Origin of the sequence: Deferrisoma camini S3R1, from assembly GCF_000526155.1 — a bacterium.
Lineage (GTDB): Bacteria > Desulfobacterota > Deferrisomatia > Deferrisomatales > Deferrisomataceae > Deferrisoma > Deferrisoma camini.
Genome location: NZ_JAFN01000001.1, coordinates 1,010,549 through 1,027,859 on the forward strand (window position 1 = coordinate 1,010,549; position 17,311 = coordinate 1,027,859).

Annotated in this window: 15 protein-coding genes; 7 read left to right on the plus strand and 8 right to left on the minus strand. The window is 69.8% G+C overall.

The window, feature by feature from the left end:
* Window positions 1-16 precede the first annotated feature (16 nt).
* Together DEFCA_RS0104385 and DEFCA_RS0104390 are read right to left on the minus strand one after the other, a co-directional pair.
* Entirely contained in the window at window positions 17-625 is a 609-nt protein-coding gene (locus DEFCA_RS0104385) for a TetR/AcrR family transcriptional regulator (protein WP_025321820.1), read from the minus strand.
* A gap of 3 nt (window positions 626-628) precedes the next feature.
* On the minus strand, window positions 629-2,422 hold the full coding sequence (locus DEFCA_RS0104390; RefSeq protein WP_025321821.1) for an AMP-dependent synthetase/ligase: 1,794 nt from the start codon (window positions 2,420-2,422) through the stop codon (window positions 629-631).
* 239 nt (window positions 2,423-2,661) lie between these two features.
* On the opposite strand from DEFCA_RS0104390, the gene DEFCA_RS0104395 reads away from it, so the two are divergent.
* Together DEFCA_RS0104395 and DEFCA_RS22020 are read left to right on the plus strand one after the other, a co-directional pair.
* Window positions 2,662-3,780, plus strand: coding sequence for a tRNA-queuosine alpha-mannosyltransferase domain-containing protein (locus DEFCA_RS0104395; RefSeq protein WP_025321822.1), 1,119 nt, complete (start codon window positions 2,662-2,664; stop codon window positions 3,778-3,780).
* A gap of 25 nt (window positions 3,781-3,805) precedes the next feature.
* Entirely contained in the window at window positions 3,806-3,955 is a 150-nt protein-coding gene (locus DEFCA_RS22020) for a hypothetical protein (RefSeq protein ID WP_169709440.1), read from the plus strand.
* Here the strand turns inward: DEFCA_RS22020 and DEFCA_RS0104400 are convergent.
* A complete protein-coding gene (locus DEFCA_RS0104400) occupies window positions 3,936-5,045 on the minus strand; it encodes a DUF362 domain-containing protein (protein ID WP_025321823.1) in 1,110 nt (369 codons plus the stop codon). The two genes, DEFCA_RS22020 and DEFCA_RS0104400, sit on opposite strands and share 20 nt — an antisense overlap.
* Window positions 5,046-5,197: 152 nt before the next feature.
* Between DEFCA_RS0104400 and DEFCA_RS0104405 the strand changes: the two genes are divergently transcribed.
* From DEFCA_RS0104405 to DEFCA_RS0104420, 4 genes are all read left to right on the plus strand, one after another.
* On the plus strand, window positions 5,198-5,701 hold the full coding sequence (locus DEFCA_RS0104405; RefSeq protein ID WP_035802875.1) for a CarD family transcriptional regulator: 504 nt from the start codon (window positions 5,198-5,200) through the stop codon (window positions 5,699-5,701).
* A gap of 2 nt (window positions 5,702-5,703) precedes the next feature.
* Entirely contained in the window at window positions 5,704-6,723 is a 1,020-nt protein-coding gene (locus tag DEFCA_RS22930) for a PIN/TRAM domain-containing protein (RefSeq protein WP_025321825.1), read from the plus strand.
* A complete protein-coding gene (locus tag DEFCA_RS0104415; RefSeq protein WP_035803244.1) occupies window positions 6,720-7,901 on the plus strand; it encodes a bifunctional 2-C-methyl-D-erythritol 4-phosphate cytidylyltransferase/2-C-methyl-D-erythritol 2,4-cyclodiphosphate synthase in 1,182 nt (393 codons plus the stop codon). The genes DEFCA_RS22930 and DEFCA_RS0104415 overlap by 4 nt, the downstream gene beginning before the upstream one ends.
* Window positions 7,902-8,033: 132 nt before the next feature.
* Window positions 8,034-9,689 carry a fatty acid--CoA ligase gene (locus tag DEFCA_RS0104420; protein WP_025321827.1) on the plus strand — a complete coding sequence of 552 codons (1,656 nt, stop codon included), beginning with the start codon at window positions 8,034-8,036 and terminating at the stop codon, window positions 9,687-9,689.
* Window positions 9,690-9,754: 65 nt separating this feature from the next.
* Here the strand turns inward: DEFCA_RS0104420 and DEFCA_RS0104425 are convergent, their stop codons facing one another.
* The 5 genes from DEFCA_RS0104425 to DEFCA_RS22030 form a co-directional block, all read right to left on the minus strand.
* Complete coding sequence (locus DEFCA_RS0104425) at window positions 9,755-10,579, minus strand: mechanosensitive ion channel family protein (protein ID WP_025321828.1); 825 nt, start codon at window positions 10,577-10,579, stop codon at window positions 9,755-9,757.
* Between the two features lie 137 nt (window positions 10,580-10,716).
* The gene (locus DEFCA_RS0104430; RefSeq protein WP_025321829.1) at window positions 10,717-11,265 is read right to left on the minus strand and encodes a hypothetical protein; all 549 of its coding nucleotides are present in this window, start codon (window positions 11,263-11,265) and stop codon (window positions 10,717-10,719) included.
* A 117-nt stretch (window positions 11,266-11,382) separates the two neighbouring features.
* The gene (locus DEFCA_RS0104435) at window positions 11,383-11,880 is read right to left on the minus strand and encodes a TlpA family protein disulfide reductase (RefSeq protein ID WP_025321830.1); all 498 of its coding nucleotides are present in this window, start codon (window positions 11,878-11,880) and stop codon (window positions 11,383-11,385) included.
* 451 nt (window positions 11,881-12,331) lie between these two features.
* Window positions 12,332-12,724 (minus strand): response regulator, encoded by a 393-nt coding sequence (locus DEFCA_RS0104440; RefSeq protein ID WP_025321831.1) that lies wholly within the window; start codon window positions 12,722-12,724, stop codon window positions 12,332-12,334.
* The gene (locus tag DEFCA_RS22030; protein WP_025321832.1) at window positions 12,721-13,656 is read right to left on the minus strand and encodes an alpha/beta hydrolase; all 936 of its coding nucleotides are present in this window, start codon (window positions 13,654-13,656) and stop codon (window positions 12,721-12,723) included. The genes DEFCA_RS0104440 and DEFCA_RS22030 overlap by 4 nt, the downstream gene beginning before the upstream one ends.
* Before the next feature lie 177 nt (window positions 13,657-13,833).
* On the opposite strand from DEFCA_RS22030, the gene DEFCA_RS19115 reads away from it, so the two are divergent.
* Window positions 13,834-16,980: a DEAD/DEAH box helicase gene (locus DEFCA_RS19115; protein WP_025321833.1), complete on the plus strand. Its 3,147-nt coding sequence runs from the start codon at window positions 13,834-13,836 to the stop codon at window positions 16,978-16,980.
* Window positions 16,981-17,311: the final 331 nt, after the last annotated feature.

Below are 17,311 nucleotides of genomic sequence, written 5' to 3' on the forward strand. Positions count from 1 at the left end.
GCCCGGATGGAACGGTTCATTCGGAGCGAGAGGGTGCGCGGATGCCGTTCAGGATCAGGTCGATGATCGGATCGGCCTTGGGCTTGAGGGGCCCCCGCCGGGGGTTGAGGACCCAGGCCGACACCGTCTCGTCGATGGTGCCGAACAGGGCCCGGCGCATCACCCGGGTGGGGATGTCGGTGCGCACCAGGCCCGCCGACTTGGCCTCGTCCAGGACCTCTTCGATCTTCCGGGCGTAGGCCCGCAGGGGGCCGGCGATGGCCTGGCGGATCGACGCATCGGGCTGGCGCAGTTGGAGCTGGAGGAACGCGGCCAGCTCCGGGTCCCGCTCCATCACCTCCAGGTGACGTTCCACCAGGCAGCGGATCTTTTCGAGGGGGTCGCCGAGGGAGGCCAGGTCCTGGTCCAGCTCCTCGAGGATGCCCTGCAGGACGTGCCGGAACGCGCAGACCAGCAGGTCCTCCTTGCCCTTGAAGTACAGGTAGATCGTGCCGTCGGCCACGCCGGCCTCCCGGGCCACCTGGGCCACGGTGCACTGGTGGTACCCGTGCCGACTGAAGGCCCGGACCGCGGCCTCCAGGATCTGGCGCTCCCGTTCGGCCTTGCGCTGGTTCGCAGCGGCCACCCCCTAACCCTCCTCGTACAGGGCTTCGAGTTCCTTCTTGTAGTGTTCGGTGATGATCTTCCGGCGCATCTTCAGGGTGGGGGTCACCTCGCCCTGGTTGGCGGCGAACTCGTGGTCCAGCAGCACGAACTTCTTCACCGACTCGTACGAGGCCAGCTGGGCCTTGTGCTGGGTCTCCTGGATCAGGCGCCGGTAGAAGTCCTGGACCTGCGGATGGGCGACCAGGTCCCTGAGGGAGGAGTACGAGATACCCTTCAGCTCGGCGTAGCGCTTGAGCCACTCGAAATCGGGCACCACCAGGGCCGAGATGAACTTTTTCTTGTCTCCGTAGAGCATCACCTCCGAGATGTACTTGCTCATCTTCAGGATGTTCTCGACCTTCTGGGGCGCCACGTTCTTGCCGCCGGCCGTGACGATCAGGTCCTTCTTGCGGTCGGTGATCCGCAGGAACCCCTCTCGGTCCAGCTCGCCGATGTCGCCGGTCATGAAGAACCCGTCGGCGGTGAACACCTCGCGGGTCTTCTCCTCGTCCTGGAAGTACCCCGGGAACACGCTGGGCCCCTTCACAAGGATCTCGCCGTCGTCCGCGATCCGGACCTCCAGGTTCGAGAGCACGGGCCCCACGGTGCCGATCTTCCAACGCTTCGGGGTGTTCACGGCGATCACCGGGGAGGTCTCGGTGAGCCCGTACCCCTCGTAGATCCGGATGCCCATGGCCAGGAACGCCTTGGCCAACTCGGGGGAGAGCGGGGCGCCGCCCGAGATGAAAAACCGCATCCGCCCCCCCAGCCGGTGGCGGATCTTCCAGAACACGATCCGGTCGGCGACCACGTATTTGAGCTTGAGCCCCAGGGGAAGGGGCTGCTTCCGGGCCATGACCTCCCCGGCCTCGCGGGCCACCTTGAGGGCCCAGAAGGTGAGCAGCCGCACCGGGCCCGGGGCCTCGGCCGCCTTGGTCTGCACGCCCGCGTACACCTTCTCGAAGATGCGCGGCACGCTCACCGCCACCGTGGGCCGGACCTCGCCGAAGTTGTCGGCCACGGTCTGGATGCTCTCGGCGTAGCCGATGGTGGCGCCGGTGTAGAGCATGAGGTAGTACCCGGCCATGCGTTCCAGGATGTGGGCCAGGGGAAGGTGGGCCAGGTGCACGTCGTTGGGGCCGATGTCGAACTCGGCGAGCGAGGCCTCGACGTTGGCCGTGATGTTCCGGTGGGTGAGCATCACCCCCTTGGGCTCGCCCGTGGTGCCCGAGGTGAAGATGACGGTGGCCACGTCGTCCGGCTTCAGGGCGGCCAGGCGCTCGTCCACCACCGAGGCGTCCACGTCGTCGCCCCGGGCGGCCAGGGCCTCCAGGGACACCACGTCGGACCGGTCGATCCCCTGGATCGCTTCGGGCTCGAACACCACCAGGAGCTCCAGCCCTTCCACCTGGTCGAGGAGGGGGAGGCACTTCTCCACCTGCTCGGCGTCCGACACGAACAGCACGCGGGTGCCGCTTCGCTCGAGCAGCTTCTTGACCTCGGGCCGGGTGAGGGAGGGGTACAGGGGCACGCATACCGCCCCGGCCGTCAAGATGCCGGTGTCGGCCACGGCCCACTCGTACCGGCTGTGGCTCAGGATGGCCACCCGGTCACCGGTCTGGATGCCCCGGCCGGCCAGGGCCCGGGCGACGCGGGTGGCGAAGGTGTAGTATTCGCCCCACGTGACCTCTTGGTATGCGCCCCCCCGCTTCACCAGGAAGCAGCGGTTGTGGGTCCACCGGTCGTGGCGTTCGCGGATCATCTGGGGTAGGGTCATGGGCCTTCTCCTGAATGAACATTCATTCGGGGGCGGGATGCTAGATGAATGAGCCCTCAATGTCAACCCAAGTAAACTGGGTTTTGGGCAAAAGTCCAGGGTCGAATTTCAACTCTACGAAAACTATTTGGAATTCTTGCAGAAACCACAGAAGATATAGGGAAGGGCACCCTTCCGGCGCGGTTCGCGGCGGTGCCGGGAGGGGATACCGAGACGCCGTTCCCGCAGAGGTGGTGCGCATGGGGTCCGCAGTTCGGGTCGCGTTGATCGAGCCGTTTTTCGGGGGGAGCCATCGGGCCGTGGCCGAGGGCTGGATTCGTCACACCCGACACGAGATCCGGGCGTTCACCCTGCCGCCGCGGTTCTGGAAATGGCGGATGCGCGGGGCGGCCTTCGAGGTGGCTCGCCGCCTGTCGGCAGGGGCGGGGGAGTGGGACGTGGTGTGGGCCACGTCGCTCATGGACGTGGCCCACCTGCGGGCCCTGCTGCCCCGCAGGATCCCCACGGCCGTGTACTTCCACGAGAACCAGGTGGCGTATCCCGCCCGGCCCGGGGAGGATCCGCCGGAACGGGACCTCCAGTACGCCTTCACGAACCTGGCCAGCGCCCTGGCCGCGGATCGGGTGCTGTTCAACTCGGCGTTTCAGCGGGACGCCTTCCTGACGGGGCTGTCGGCGCTCGTGCGACGCATGCCGGACGCGGAGCCCCGGTGGGCCGTGGACGCGATCGCGCAGAAGTCCGAGGTGCTGTGGCCCGGCGTGGATCTGGCGGACGTGCCGGCTCCCTTCCCGCGGCCGCCCGGCCCGCTCACCATCCTGTGGAACCATCGGTGGGAGCACGACAAGGCCCCCGAGGTGTTCTTCGGGGTCCTGACGTCCTTAGCGGACGAGGGGGTTCCGTTCCGGGTGGCGGTGGCGGGAGAGCGGTTCGGGCGGGTCCCGGCCGTGTTCGCGCGGGCCAGGGAGCGCCTGGCCGACCGGATCGTGCACTGGGGGTACGTGGAGGACCGGCGGGAGTACACCGGGTTGTTGGCCCGGTGCCAGGTGGTGGTGAGCACCGCGCGGCAGGAGAACTTCGGCCTCAGCGTGGTCGAGGCGGCCTACGCCGGCGCCCACCCCCTGGTGCCCGCCCGCCTGGCCTATCCCGAGGTGGTGCCGGAGCCGTTGCGGGAGCGGTGTCTGTGGCAGGACCAGGCCGACCTGCACCACCGGCTGCGGGCCCTGTGTCTGGGGACGGAAAACCCATTGGATCCCCGGGTGTTACGGGAAGGGTTCTCGCGATACGCCTGGAAGGTGCGCGTAACGGCGTTTGACGAAACCGTGCTGCGCCTTTCCGGTTTGACCCGAGATGTGGTATAAATAGAAACCTTTCCGGGGAGAAGCCGTGCGACCCACCTTCTGGCTCGTAGCCCTCGTCCTGGCGCTCGCGCTCGCCATGCTCCTGACCCTGTGGGCCGGTCACACGGGCCGGATCCGGACGCTGCACGGCGCCGAGGGTACGGCTCCGGCCCCGGTCAGGAATCGAGCCTCGTGAGACGGTACCCCCGGGTCCCCAGGCCGATCCGCTCGGCGTGGGCGAGTTGGACGGACCAGTCGATCTGGGGGTACACCCCCCGGAACTTGTCCCCCCCGGGCTCGCGGTTGGACCGGAGGGCCGAGTCCTCCCGGCCGGGGCAGGCATTGACGAGATCGACCGAGGCCTGGTCGATGGCCACCGGGTCGCGGCCGGCGGTGAGCCCGACGTCGGGCACGATGGCGGCGTCGTTGTGGCCGTGGCAGTCACACGCCGGGCTGACCTGGGTCAGGAAGTTCAGGAACACGGCTCGGTCCTGTTTCCCGTGGAGCGCGGCCAATGCGTACTCGGCCATCTTCTCCTGCATGGTGAGCGGGCCCTCGGTCCACCGGATCTGGATCGCGCCCGTGGGGCAGGTGAGGATGCATTCCCCGCAGCCGACGCATCGGTCGGGATGGATCCGGGCCTTCTCGTCGACGGTGATGGCGGCGTGAGCGCACCACTTGACGCACTCTCCACAGGCGACGCACCGTTTCGCCTTGACCTTAGGCGAGACGTCCGAGTGCTGGGCCAGCTTGCCCTCGCGGGTGGCGCACCCCATGCCGAGATTCTTGATGGCCCCGCCGAACCCCGCGACGTCGTGCCCCTTGAAGTGGGTCAACACCACCAACGCGTCGGCGTGCACGATCTCGGCGGCCACCGAGGCTTCGCGGAAGTGCTTGCCCGAAACGGGGATCTTCAGGCCGGTGTTCCCCCGGAGCCCCCCCGCGATGACGACCGGGGCCACGACCGTGGCGTAGGAGAACCCGTGAAGCACGGCGGTCTCCAGGTGGCTCACCGCGTCGGTGCGGCTTCCCCGGTACAGGGTGTTGGTGTCGGTCAGGAACGGTTTGGCCCCCAGCTCCTTGAGCAGGTCCACCACGCGCCGGACGAACACCGGCCGCAGGAACGAGGCGTTGCCCCGCTCACCGAAATGGAGCTTGACGGCCACCAGGTCCCCGGTGCGCACGCACCGTTCGATGCCGGCCCGCCGCAGCAGATCCTCGATCTTGTCGAACAGGGTGCGGCGGTGGCGGGTCCGAAGGTCGGCGAAGAAGATCTCGGAGTCCATGTCCGTGTCTCCCGCGGATAGGGTTCGAGGGGGGAACCGGCTGTGAAGCGTAATATACCGGCCCCTCCGGCGTCCATCGGCACCGGAGGAGACCGGGGAGAGATACTTCCCAGGGTGCTGCGGCCTCGCGGGTCGCGGAAGGAGGCAGGGTGATGTTCCGGATCGGCGACAAGGTGGTGTACCCGGGGCACGGCGTGGGCGAGGTGGTGGCCATCGAGTCCCGAGAGATGATGGGCAACCGGATGGATGTGTACGTCCTGAGGATCCTCGACAAGGGGATGACCATCATCGTGCCGGTGGCCAAGAGCGAGGAGGTGGGGCTGCGGGAGGTCATGGGAGGGGAGGAGATCGACCGGGTGTTCCACGTGCTCCGGGAGCGCAACCGGGTGAGCGACGGCCAGACCTGGAACCGCCGGTTCCGCGCCTACAGCGAGAAGATCCGCACCGGCTCCGCGCTGGAGATCGCCAAGGTCCTGCGCGACCTGTACCTGCTGCGGGCCGGCAAGAGCCTTTCGTACGGAGAGAAGCGCATGCTCAACACGGCCATGGAGCTGCTGGCCCAGGAGATCGCCGTGGCCAGCGGCGAGCCGCCCCAGCGGGCCGAGGCCCGGATCCTCTCCGCCTTCTCGGACGTGTCGGCGAAGCCGGAGGGGTAGGGGTGGCTGGGATCTGGGTGCGGGCGATCCTGCTCGGGATCTGCCTGGCGGCCGGGGCCCTCGCGGGCCCCGCTTTCCTTCCGGGGCAGGCCGGGCGGTGGGCCGGCTTGGGAGGGGGGCTGGGGGTGTTCCTGGCCGCCTGGGGGGCCGAGCGGTGGGTGCGCCGGGCGCCGCCCGCGGTGGTGTTCGGGGGCGGCGCCGGGGTGTTCTTGGGGCTGGTGGCCCTGGCGGCCCTGCGGGCGGGCCTCGGGGTGGACGATCCGGTTTTGCTCGTGCCGCTGGGCGCGTGCCTGGCCTACCTGGGAGGGGCCGCCGGGGCCCGGGGCGTGCGGGCGTTTCGCGCGGCCCCCGGCAAGCCGGGGGTGGCGGCGAGCATCGCCCCCAAAATCCTCGACACCTCGGCCATCATCGACGGCCGGGTGGCCGACATGGTGGATCTGGGGTTCATCGGGGGGCCCCTGGTGGTGCCCCAGTTCATCCTGAACGAGGTGCAGGGGATCGCGGACTCCACAGACCCCCTGAAGCGGGCCCGGGGCCGGAGGGGTTTGAGCATCCTGGAGCGGCTGCAGGCCATGGAGGGGGTGGAGGTCCGGATCACGGACCAGGACTTCCCCAAGGTCAAGGCGGTCGACTCCAAGCTCGTGTCCCTGGCCAAGGCGAGCGGGGCCACCCTCATCACGAACGACTTCAACCTCTCGAAAGTTGCGGAGCTTCAGGGGGTTCGGGTCCTAAACATCAACGAGCTCGCGAACGCTCTGCGGCCGGTGGTCCTGCCCGGCGAGGCGGTGCAGGTCACCCTCCAGAAGGAGGGCAAGGAGCCGGGGCAGGGGGTGGGGTACCTCGAGGACGGCACCATGGTGGTGGTGGAGCAGGGGAGCGGGCTGATCGGCCAGCCGGTCAAGGCCGTGGTGACCTCGGTGCTCCAGACCTCGGCCGGCCGGATGATCTTCGCGCGGCCCGAGGGGGTGGAGCCCGAGGCCGAGGGCGGGAAGCGCCGCAGGGTGTGGAGGCGCAGGGCGTGAGCGCGTGGGGGGTGGTGGCGGCCGGGGGCAGCGGCCGCCGCATGGGTTCGGGCGTTCCCAAACAGTTCCTGGCGCTGGCCGGGGCGCCGGTGTTGGTGCACACTCTGCGTGCGCTGGGCCGGTGGCCCGGGTTCGCGGGGCTGTGCGTGGCAGCCCCGGCCGACAGCCTGGACCGGGCCCGGGATCTGGTGGACGAGGCCCACCTGTCCGTGCCGGTTCGGGTCGTGGCGGGGGGCGCCGAGCGGGCCGAGAGCGTGCTCGCGGGGGTGCGCGGGCTCGAGGCCATGGGGGCCCGGCCCGGGGACGTGGTGCTCGTGCACGACGCGGCCCGGCCGTTTCCGCCGGTGGAGCGATTCGACGAGCTGGCCTCTGCCGCCTCGCCGGACGGGGCCCTGTTGGCCGTGCCCATGGGGGACACCGTGAAGCGTGCCGACGGGAGCGGCCGGGTCGCCGCAACCGTGGACCGCGACGGGCTGTGGCGGGCCCAGACCCCCCAGGCGTTTCCCCTGGGGCTCCTGGTGGAGGCGCTGGCCCGGGCCGTGGAACGGGGCCTTCCCCCCACCGACGAGGCGGGCGCGGTCGAGGCCCTGGGCCGGAGGCCGCGGATCGTGGTGGGAGACCGCCGAAACCTGAAGATCACGGTGCCGGAGGATCTGGAGATGGCGCAGGCCCTGGCGACGAAGGGTGCGGCTCCCCTGGGGATCGGCCACGGATACGACGTGCACCGCCTGGTGGAGGGGCGGCCGCTCGTGCTGGGGGGCGTGACGATCCCGTTCGACAAGGGGCTCCTGGGCCATTCCGACGCGGACGTGCTGGCCCACGCCGTGGGGGACGCGGTGCTCGGGGCCTGCGGCCTGGGGGACCTGGGGCGGCACTTTCCCGACACCGATCCCCGGTGGAAAGGGGCGTCGAGCCTCGAGCTGCTCTCGCGCATCGCCCAGATGGCCTCGGCCCGGGGGTATGTGGTCCAGCGGGTGGACGCCACCCTGGTGGCCCAGCGACCCAAGGTGGCCGGGTACGTGGCCGAGATGGAGGCGACCCTGTCCCGGGCCCTGGGCCTTGCCGAGGGCGGGGTCACGGTGAAGGCCACCACCACCGAGGGCCTCGGGTTCGAGGGCCGCGGGGAGGGGATCTCGGCCCACGCCGTGGCGCTAGTGGGGAAAAGGCCGGAAGGCTGAGAGGTCCTAGGTCCGTTCGTCGGGGGGCGGGTCAAGGGACCTGCCTCCTGCCGGGCGCGAAGCGTCCCAACGTCCTAACGTCCCAACGTTCAAACGTCCCATCGGATCCCGTTTCCCAAGGAGGCACGAACCATGAGCGATCTCACCGTTGCCCGTACCCCCTCGGCCTACGACTACCCGTTGCTGATCAAGCACCTCTGGCACGCCCCCCTCGTGAACACCCCGGACCAGGAGATCGTGTACCGGGACGTGCGGCGGATGACCTACCGAGAGCTCCGGGAACGGGTGGGCCGGCTGGCCTCGGCGCTGGCCGGCCTGGGGGTGAAGCCGGGGGACACCGTGGCCGTGATGGACTGGGACAGCCACCGGTACCTGGAGTGCTTTTACGCGGTGCCCATGATGGGCGCGGTGCTCCACACCGTGAACGTGCGGCTGTCGCCCGAGCAGGTCCTCTACACGATCAACCACGCCGAAGACGATGTCATCCTGGTGCACACGGACTTCGTGCCGGTGATCGAGGCCGTCCGGGACCGGATCGAGCGGCCCGTGAAGCTTGTGCTGCTGACCGACGACGGATCCCGGCCCGAGAGCCCGGTGGAGTTCGCGGCCGAGTACGAGGAGATGGTGGCCGGCGCCGACCCCGGCTACGAGTTCCCGGACCTGGACGAGAACACCCGGGCCACCACGTTCTACACCACCGGCACCACGGGCCTGCCCAAGGGGGTGTACTTCAGCCACCGCCAACTGGTGCTGCACACCCTGGCGGTCACGGCGGCGCTCGCGAGCCCCCCGGTGCAGGGGCGGTTCCACCGGGACGACGTGTACATGCCCATCACCCCCATGTTCCACGTCCACGCCTGGGGCATCCCCTACGTGGCGCTGGTGCTGGGGGTCAAGCAGGTGTATCCGGGCCGGTACGCCCCGGACGTGCTGATCGGGCTCATCCAGACCGAGGGCGTGACGTTCAGCCACTGCGTGCCCACCATCCTCCACATGCTCCTTTCGAGCCCTGCGGCCGAGAAGGTGGACCTGTCGGGGTGGAAGGTGATCATCGGCGGATCCGCCCTGCCCCAGGGGCTGTGCCGGGCGGCCTTGGCCCGGGGAATCGACCTTTACACCGGCTACGGCATGAGCGAGACCTGCCCGGTGCTCACCCTGGCCCAGTTGGACCGGGACGCCCTGGAGCTGCCCCCCGAGGAGCAGGCCGCGATCCGGTGCAAGACCGGCCGGCCGATCCCGCTCGTGGACCTGAAGATCGTGGACGAGGAGATGAACGAGCTGCCCCGGGACGGGGCGAGCGCCGGCGAGATCGTGGTACGGGCCCCGTGGCTGACCCAGGGCTACCTGAAGGACCCGGCGAACTCGGAGAACCTGTGGCGGGGCGGTTATCTCCACACCGGCGACGTGGCCGTGCAGGGCCCCGACGGCTACGTGAAGATCACCGATCGCATCAAGGACGTGATCAAGTCGGGCGGGGAGTGGATCTCGTCCCTGGACATCGAGGACCTGATCTCCAAGGTCGACGGGGTGAGCGAGTGCGCCGTGATCGGGGTGCCCGACCCCAAATGGGGCGAGCGGCCCCTGGCCCTGGTGGTGCCGAAGCCCGGGTACGAGGAAAAGCTCGGGGCGGCCGAGATCCAGGAGTTCCTGAAGGGGTACGCCGACAAGGGCGTGATCTCCCGCTACGCCGTGCCCGAACGGGTCGTGTTCGTGGACGCCATCGCCAAGACCAGCGTGGGCAAGATCGACAAGAAGACCCTGCGGGCCCAGTACGGCCAGACGGGTTGAGGGCGTCGCCCCCCTTGGCACGGCGTGGGACGACGCCACGCCAAGGGGGGCTCGACAGATGCTCGTCAGCCCGCTCGGTAAAGATGCACGTCCCGCTGGGGGAACGGGATGGAGATGCCTTCGCGGTCCAGGGTCTCCTTGATCTTACGGGTGAGGTCGAAGTACGCGTCCCAGTACTCGCTCGTTTTCACCCAGGGCCGCACCACCAGGTTCACGGACGAGTCCGCCAACTCCCCGACCGCCACCATGGGGGCTGGATCCTCGAGCACCATGGGGTGCTCAGTCAGCATGGCCTCCAGTACCTCCTTGGCTTTCGCCATGTCGTCTGCGTACCCGATCGAGGCCACCAAATCCACCCTGCGCACATCGTTCGCCGTGTAGTTGACGATCGTGCCACCCATTACCTGACTGTTGGGCACAATGATTCGTTTGTTGTCCGGAGTGGTCAAGGTGGTCGTCAGAATGCCGATATGCTGGACCACCCCCGTTACCCCGCCGGTCTCCACCAGATCACCGAGGGTGAACGGACGAAACAAGAGTATCAGAACGCCGGCCGCGAAGTTCGACAGGCTTCCCTGAAGCGCCAGCCCTACGGCCAGCCCAGCGGCACCGAGCACGGTAATGAACGAGGTGGTTTGGATGCCGAATTTGGCCAGGGCCGCGATCACCGCGAACGTGAGCACTCCGTAGCGCACCAGGTTGCCAACGAATCCCACGAGCGCGGGATCCACCTTGGCCCGCCGCAACGCCCTTTGGGTGAGGTTGTCCGTGGCGCCGGCGACCACCTTCCCCACGAGGAGTATGAACACGGCCCCGATGACTTGGATCCCGTAAGTGGTGGCCAGGGGGATGAGGGACCTGAGGGCTTCCTGCAGGGCGTCCACGCTCATGATGGAATCTCTCGGCGGGTGGGGGATGAGGAATCGAAGCGAGGGTAGCAGCCCGTGGGGATGTGTCAAAAAAGCGGCCCGGGCCAAATGGTGGCCCGGGCCGCTTCGTCAAGGGAGGGGAAGGGAGGTCAGGGTCTCTACCGTGCGAAGGAGCGGGCGAACAGATCCTCGATGGCCTTGCGGCCGGCGTCGTTCAGGTTGCGAGTGCCCGTGCCGCACACGGTCTTGTGGGCGATCACCGGCTCGTCCTCGATCCAGGTGTCGTTACGCCAGGTGAACCAGTGGCCCCGCTCCTGGTCGAACACGTGGAGCGGGCGGTTCCACATCTTGGCGAGCTCGGCGGCCCACCCGGTGCCGCCCTTGACCGTGCCGTCGTTCTGGATGGTTCCGACGACGAACACCTGGTAGCCGTTGTTCACCTGGTGCCAGATGCTCTGGAGGATCTGGCGCATCCAAGGACGGGTCGAGTAGTCGCGGCCCAGGCGCTTGGCCACCTCGACCATGCTCACGTCGCCCTTGGCCAGTTCGTTCGCCGAGAGGCTCCGGGTGCTCTCGGTGCGCTGGATGTGGTGGCCTTCGAAGGTGAAGTTCACCTCGGCCACGCCGTGCTTGGCGGCGGTCTCGCCGAAGGCTGCCTCGGCGCCGCGGGCTCCGCCGCTGTACAGGGTCACGTCTTCCGGCTTCATCTTGAATCCTTCCACCCCCACTGCGTGCGGCGGGAGTGCCGAGTTCGTGGAAAAGGCCGCCGTTTATACAGACCCCGGGCGCCGGGGTCAAGGGAAAAAACACGCTCCGGAAAAATCTCACGGCCCGGAGGTCGGTCGTTTCGGCCCCAGCCACTTGCGAATCTCCGCCTCCAGCACCTCCCCCTCCACGAACCCCTCCCGGCGGCTGACCACCCGGCCGCTGCGGTCGATCACGACGGTGGTGGGCAGGGCCACGACCCGGTAGCGGCTCTTCACCTCCGCGGTTCCGCGAACCACGGGGTAAGGCACGGGGTTCTTGCGGAGAAACCGCTCCAGGGGCTCGGGCCGGGCGTCCAGGCTGACGCCGAGCACCTGGAACCCCAGGGGGCCCAGCTCCTTCTGGAGCCGGGAGAGTTCGGGGATCTCCCACCGGCACGGGGGACACCAGCTGGCCCAAAAGTCCACGAGCACGACCTTGCCCCGCAGCTCGGCCAACCGCGCCTCCAGGCACGCCAGGCCGCAGGTTTCCACGGCCGGGGCCGCGGTGCCCGCCAGCAGGCAGACCAGGCCTGTGGCCAGAAGGAACCGGCGGAAACGGCGCGGCCACTCGGACATGCTGTCTCCCAGTAACTTCCGCTAGGACGCTAGGAGGCTGGGAGGCTAGGAGGCTTGAAAACCTCTCGGATTCCCACACCTTCTAGGAATCACCATGCCTCTTCGCCTCGACTGCACGGTCCGGGGGGCATGGGGCCTGCTGGAGCGCCGGGCGCGGCTCCTTGGCTCGCCGCGCCCCCCGAACATCTGTAGTTTTGTCGAACTCCAGGGCCATCCGCTGTCTCCGCCCGGGCAGACTGCTCAGACAACGGCATGCGAAGGCGCGGCGATCGGATGCTGCACTCGCGCCCGGCCGGAAGCAGGCTCCATGCCCCGCCGCCGGCAATGGCCCCGGACCAACGAGGGTTACCCTTCCCCGTTGTCGGGCCCCGCAGGGGCCTGAGAGGCTCTCCCAAGGGCACGAGGGGCGATCCGGACGGCCGGGGCACCGGCGGGGGCTGCCCAGGGGAGCCTATCGCGGCGCAGGGGGTTGTCCAGCCTCGGGGGGCAGATCCAGCATCTCCCGAACCACGGCCGTCAGTTGATCGAGCCGGAACGGCTTTCCGAGGAATCGATCGGCCCCCGCCTGCACGGCGTGCTCCGGGACGTCCGGGTGGACCTCCACGGAGATCACCAGGATGGGAACGGTGCGGGTCTCGTGCCGGCGCCGCAGCTCCCGGATCAGGGAGAAGCCGTGCTCTTCCGGCATCACGAGGTCGGTCACCACCAGATCGAACGGGCCGGGCTGCCGCAGGGCCTCGGCGGAGTTGGAGGCCTCGACGATCTCTAGGCCGAAGGACCGGTTCAGGACCGTGCCCACGATGTCGCGGATCGTGGACGAGTCGTCGACCACCAGCGCTCTCAAGGTCGTTCCCCCTTGCGGATGTGCGTGGTGTCCGTGTCGGGCGGCTTCATCTCCCCCTCCGGATCGACCCGGGGCCGGAATTCCTTGAGCCCCGCCGTCTTTTCGGCGCCGGCGCCGGAGAGGAGATCAAGGAAACCCTCCCAGGCCTCCCAGTAAGCATCTCCCCCCACGAAGGCGGGGTCGTCGTGGCCGGCCCCGACTACCGTGCGAAAGGTCTTGGGGCCTGCGTAACGATCGTACACCCGCCACGCCATGCCGATGGGCACCACGCGGTCCTTGTCCCCGTGCAGGAACAGGGCGGGCACCGTTTGGCGGGCGGCCGCGGCCAGATTGTCCCACATGCCGGCCAGCCGGCGGCGAAACGGCCAGGACAGAACCGGGTAGTGGAGCCGGGCCAGCTCCTCGACCCGGGTGAAGGTCCCCTCCAGCACCAGCCCGTCCGGCGGATACCGCAGGGCGGCGTGGAGGGCCACGGCGGCTCCGAGGCTGCGGCCGAAGAAGACCACGGGTCCCCGCACCCGGCTGCGGGCCTCCCGGAGCGCACAGCCGGCGTCCTCCACCAGCCCGGGCTGGGAGGGGCGCCCCGAGCTGGTGCCGTACCCCCGGTACTCCAGGGAGAGCATCGGCAGCCCCAGCCGCTCGGCGAACCGCTGGATCAGGTCCACCCGGTCGGACAGGCTTCCGGCGTTTCCGTGCAGGAAGACGATGGCCGGCCCGTCGCGCTTGCCGGGGATCCACCAGGCGTGCAGACGCACGCCGTCCGCCGCCTCCAGGGTCAGGTCCTCGTAGTCCACCCCCCGGGACGCGGGCGTGGCCGCCGAGGCGGAGCGGGGCTGGTACACCCAGCTGTCCACCCATCGTCCGCACCCGTTCAGGAGCAGCGCCAGGCTCAGCACCCCCAACGAAAGGGCAAGCAGCGATCCCTGGATCATGGGCCTCCACGGGAGCCGAAGGGGAAACGCGGCGTCGGCCGCCGAGATCGCGCGGTGCGTGCGTTGTGTCGCGCCCCCGCGTCTTCTAGCATAGAGGGTTCCGCCTTTCGAGCAAACCGGTCGGCCGCGGCCGTGCAGGCGCCGAACTCGAGGGAAACGAATGGGGCACCCTGAACGATGACCGAACGTTGGATCGATCCGTCCCGGATCCTCGGGACCCTCAAGCGCAGAGCCGGGTCCGCCCGCGGCGTGGGGGGGCGGGTGGAAGGGTTCCGGGAGCACTGGGGGCCGGACGAGGCCCAGGCCAAGGGGCTGGTGACCGTGGCTGGCGACGCGCCGGTGGAGGTCGTCCTCCGGGTCACACCGACCCGGGTGGAAGGGGACTGCCCCTGCGGCTCGGGGGCGTGGCCGTGCGTGCACCTGCTCCTGCTCGCCCAGAGTTGGGCCGCCCGGCCCCGAGAGCCGGGAGCCCCCCCGGGGACCTGGCGTGACTGGATCGAGGATCTGCTCGGAACGAAACGCTCCGACGCCGTGGACCGGGCCCTGGTGCACTGGATCGAGCCGGTGCCGGGCCAGGGGGGCACCGGCCTGGCCGTGCACTGGCGTCTCCATCGGGTGAGGTTCGGGGATCTGGGACCGGGCCGGGTGGTGCGGTGGGAGCGGCTCGGCGAGGCTGCCGCAGAGGCGGGCGGCCCGGGGGACCGGGAGGTGCTGCGTCGCGTGCAGGGGTTGCTGGCGGCCGGGGCCGAGCGGGCCGGGCCGGGCGTGCGGGTGGGCGCTGCGGACGTGGACCCGCTGCTTCGCAGCCTGGCCCGGGCCGGTCGGGTGTACGACCAGAGGTCCCGGTCACCCCTGCGGATCGACGACCGGCCGGTGCGGGTTCGGCTACGAACCGAGGGGGCGGGCGCCGGCATTCGTCTGCGGGCCGGGCTGGAGGGGTGGGAGGAGGGTTCCGTGCTCGTGCTGGGGGACGGCCCGCCGTGGGTGCTGGGGGAGGGGCTACTGCGGCCCGTGGCCGGGGTGCAGGGGGGAGCCGCCCTGACCCGGTTGCTGGACGACGGGGTCGCGTTGGGTGAGGACGACATTCCGTCCCTGGTAGGTGCCGTCGCCACGGATCTGGAGGACCGGGGCATCCCCGTGGACCTCGACGGGTTGCGGTCCCGCCGCCTGGTGCTGGACGAACGGCCCAGGCCCCGGCTGTATCTCGAGGAGACGGACGGCCGCCTCTGGGGCCGGCTCGGGTTCCGGTACGGCGACGTGGAGATCGCAGCCTCGAACCCGGATCCGATGCCCCGGGTCGCCGTGGGAGCTCAGCGGGTGTTCGTCCGCAGGGACATGGACGCGGAGTTCTCCTTCACCCGCGATCTGGACCAGGCCGGCCTGCGGCCGGTGGAGCCGGGCCTGTTCAGCGCGGAGGGGGAGGCGGCCCTCGCCTTCATGACCGATGGGGTGCTCCGGCTGGGAGAGGGCTGGGAGGTGCTGGGGGCGGAGAGCCTGGTGCGTTGGCGGGTTCGGGCCAAGCCGGTGGTGCTCCGGGTGAGGGTCCGGTCCGGCGTGGACTGGCTCGAGGTGGAGGCGGACGCCGGGACCGAGGGGCACGGCGTGTCCCTGGAGCGGCTGGTGGAGGCGCTGCGAAGCGGGGCCCGGTTCGTGCGGCTGGACGACGGTTCCTACGGACGCATCGCGGAGGCCCTCCGGGAGAGGGGGCTGCGGGGCCTGGAGGACCTGCGCCTGCGAGGCGGTCGGGGCCGGCTTCCCATCCACATGGGGCCGGTGCTGGACGAGGTGGCCGAGGCGGCCGCTGACGTGGAGTGGGAGGGTCGGGGCGGTTGGGCCCGGGTGCTCCAGGCGTTGGACGCGGCGTCCAAGGCGCCACCGCCCGAGGTGCCGGGGCTCCGGGTCCGGTTGCGACCGTACCAGGCCCAGGGGGTGCGCTGGCTGGTCACCCTGGGTGAGATGGGCTGCGGTGCGGCCCTGGCGGATGACATGGGTTTGGGGAAGACCGTCCAAGCCCTGGCGGCCGTGGCAGTGGACGTGGGTCGCGGCCGCCCCGGTCCGAACCTGGTGGTGGCGCCGACCTCGGTGGTCCCCAACTGGGAGGCCGAGGCGCGCCGCTTCCTCCCGGGCTTGCGGGTGCTGCGCCACCACGGCGCCGACCGGGCCCAGACCCCGCAAGACCTGCTCGACGCGGACCTCGTGATCACGAGTTACGCGCTGCTGCGGCGGGACCGGGCCATGCTGGAGCAGGTGGAGTGGAACTGGGTGATCCTGGACGAGGCCCAGGCCGTGAAGAACCCGGACACCCAGACGGCCCGGGCTGCCCGGGCCCTGCGGGCGAAGAAGCGGGCCGCCCTCACGGGCACCCCGCTGGAGAACCATCTGGGCGAGATCTGGAGCCTGTTCCAGTTTCTGAACCCCGGCCTTCTGGGAAGCCAGCGGGCCTTTGTCCGGCGGTTCGTCCAGCCGGTGGTGGAGGGAGACCCCCGGGCCTCGGAGACGCTCCGACGCCGCATCGCGCCGTTCGTGCTCCGCCGGCTCAAAGAGCAGGTGGAACCCGAGCTGCCACCGAAGGTGGAGTCGGTGGTGTGGTGCGACATGGATCCGGTGCAGGAGGCGTTCTACCGCAGCCTGCTCGACGCGAGCCGGCGGCGCGTCCTCGACGACATCCGCCGCAGGGGGCTCGAGCAGGCCCGGTTCTCGGTGCTCGAGGCCCTCCTGCGGCTCCGCCAGGCCTGTTGCCTGCCCGAGCTCCTGCCCGGCGGGGTCGGAGAGGGGATCCCTTCCGCAAAGTTTGATCGATTCCAGGATGTTGTGACCGAAATCCTCGAGGAGGGGCACAGGGTCTTGGTGTTCAGCCAGTTCACCCAGGTCCTGTCGCGGCTGCGCGGCTGGTTTCGGGAGGCTGGGGTGGAGCACCTGTACCTCGACGGCCGGACCCGCCGGCGCGAGGAGAAGGTGCGGCGGTTCCAGGAAGACGAGTCCGTGCGGGCGTTCCTGATCAGCCTGAAGGCCGGAGGGGCCGGTTTGAACCTCACCGGCGCCGACTACGTGATCCTGTTCGACCCGTGGTGGAATCCGGCGGTGGAGGAGCAGGCCACCGATCGGGTCCACCGCATCGGCCAGACGCGCAAGGTGTTCGCCTATCGGCTGGTGGTCCGCGGAACCGTGGAGGAGAAGATCCTCGAGCTCCAGGCCCGGAAGAAGGAGCTGGTGGACGACCTGCTCCGGCCCGACAGACCGGTCGCCCTGACCGAGGACACGGTTTGGGAGCTGTTCGGAGGGGGCCCCGGGGGGGAGGGCTCCTGGATTCGGCCAGGCGGCTAGGCGCCCTGGCGGCTCCCGAGCCGCGACTCCAAGACCTCGGGGGGCATGGGTTTCAGGGGCCAGAATTCAGAAGTCGGTGGAGAGGGAGAAGGCTCTTCGGTGCCCCGAGAGGGTCCCCCCGGGAACCCAAACTGCTTTTTTTGGGGATTTCCTGTCTCCTGTCCGCTAAATTCCGGTTCCTGAACCCCATGCCCGCCGACGGCAATGGCCCCGGACCAACGCACGTTACCCTTCTCCGTTGTCGGGTCGCGCAGCGGCCGAAGGGGGCTTCCCCGTTGCTCGGCCGCGCGGGGGCCTGATGGAGCCTCCAAGAACCGGGCGCGGGGGTTTC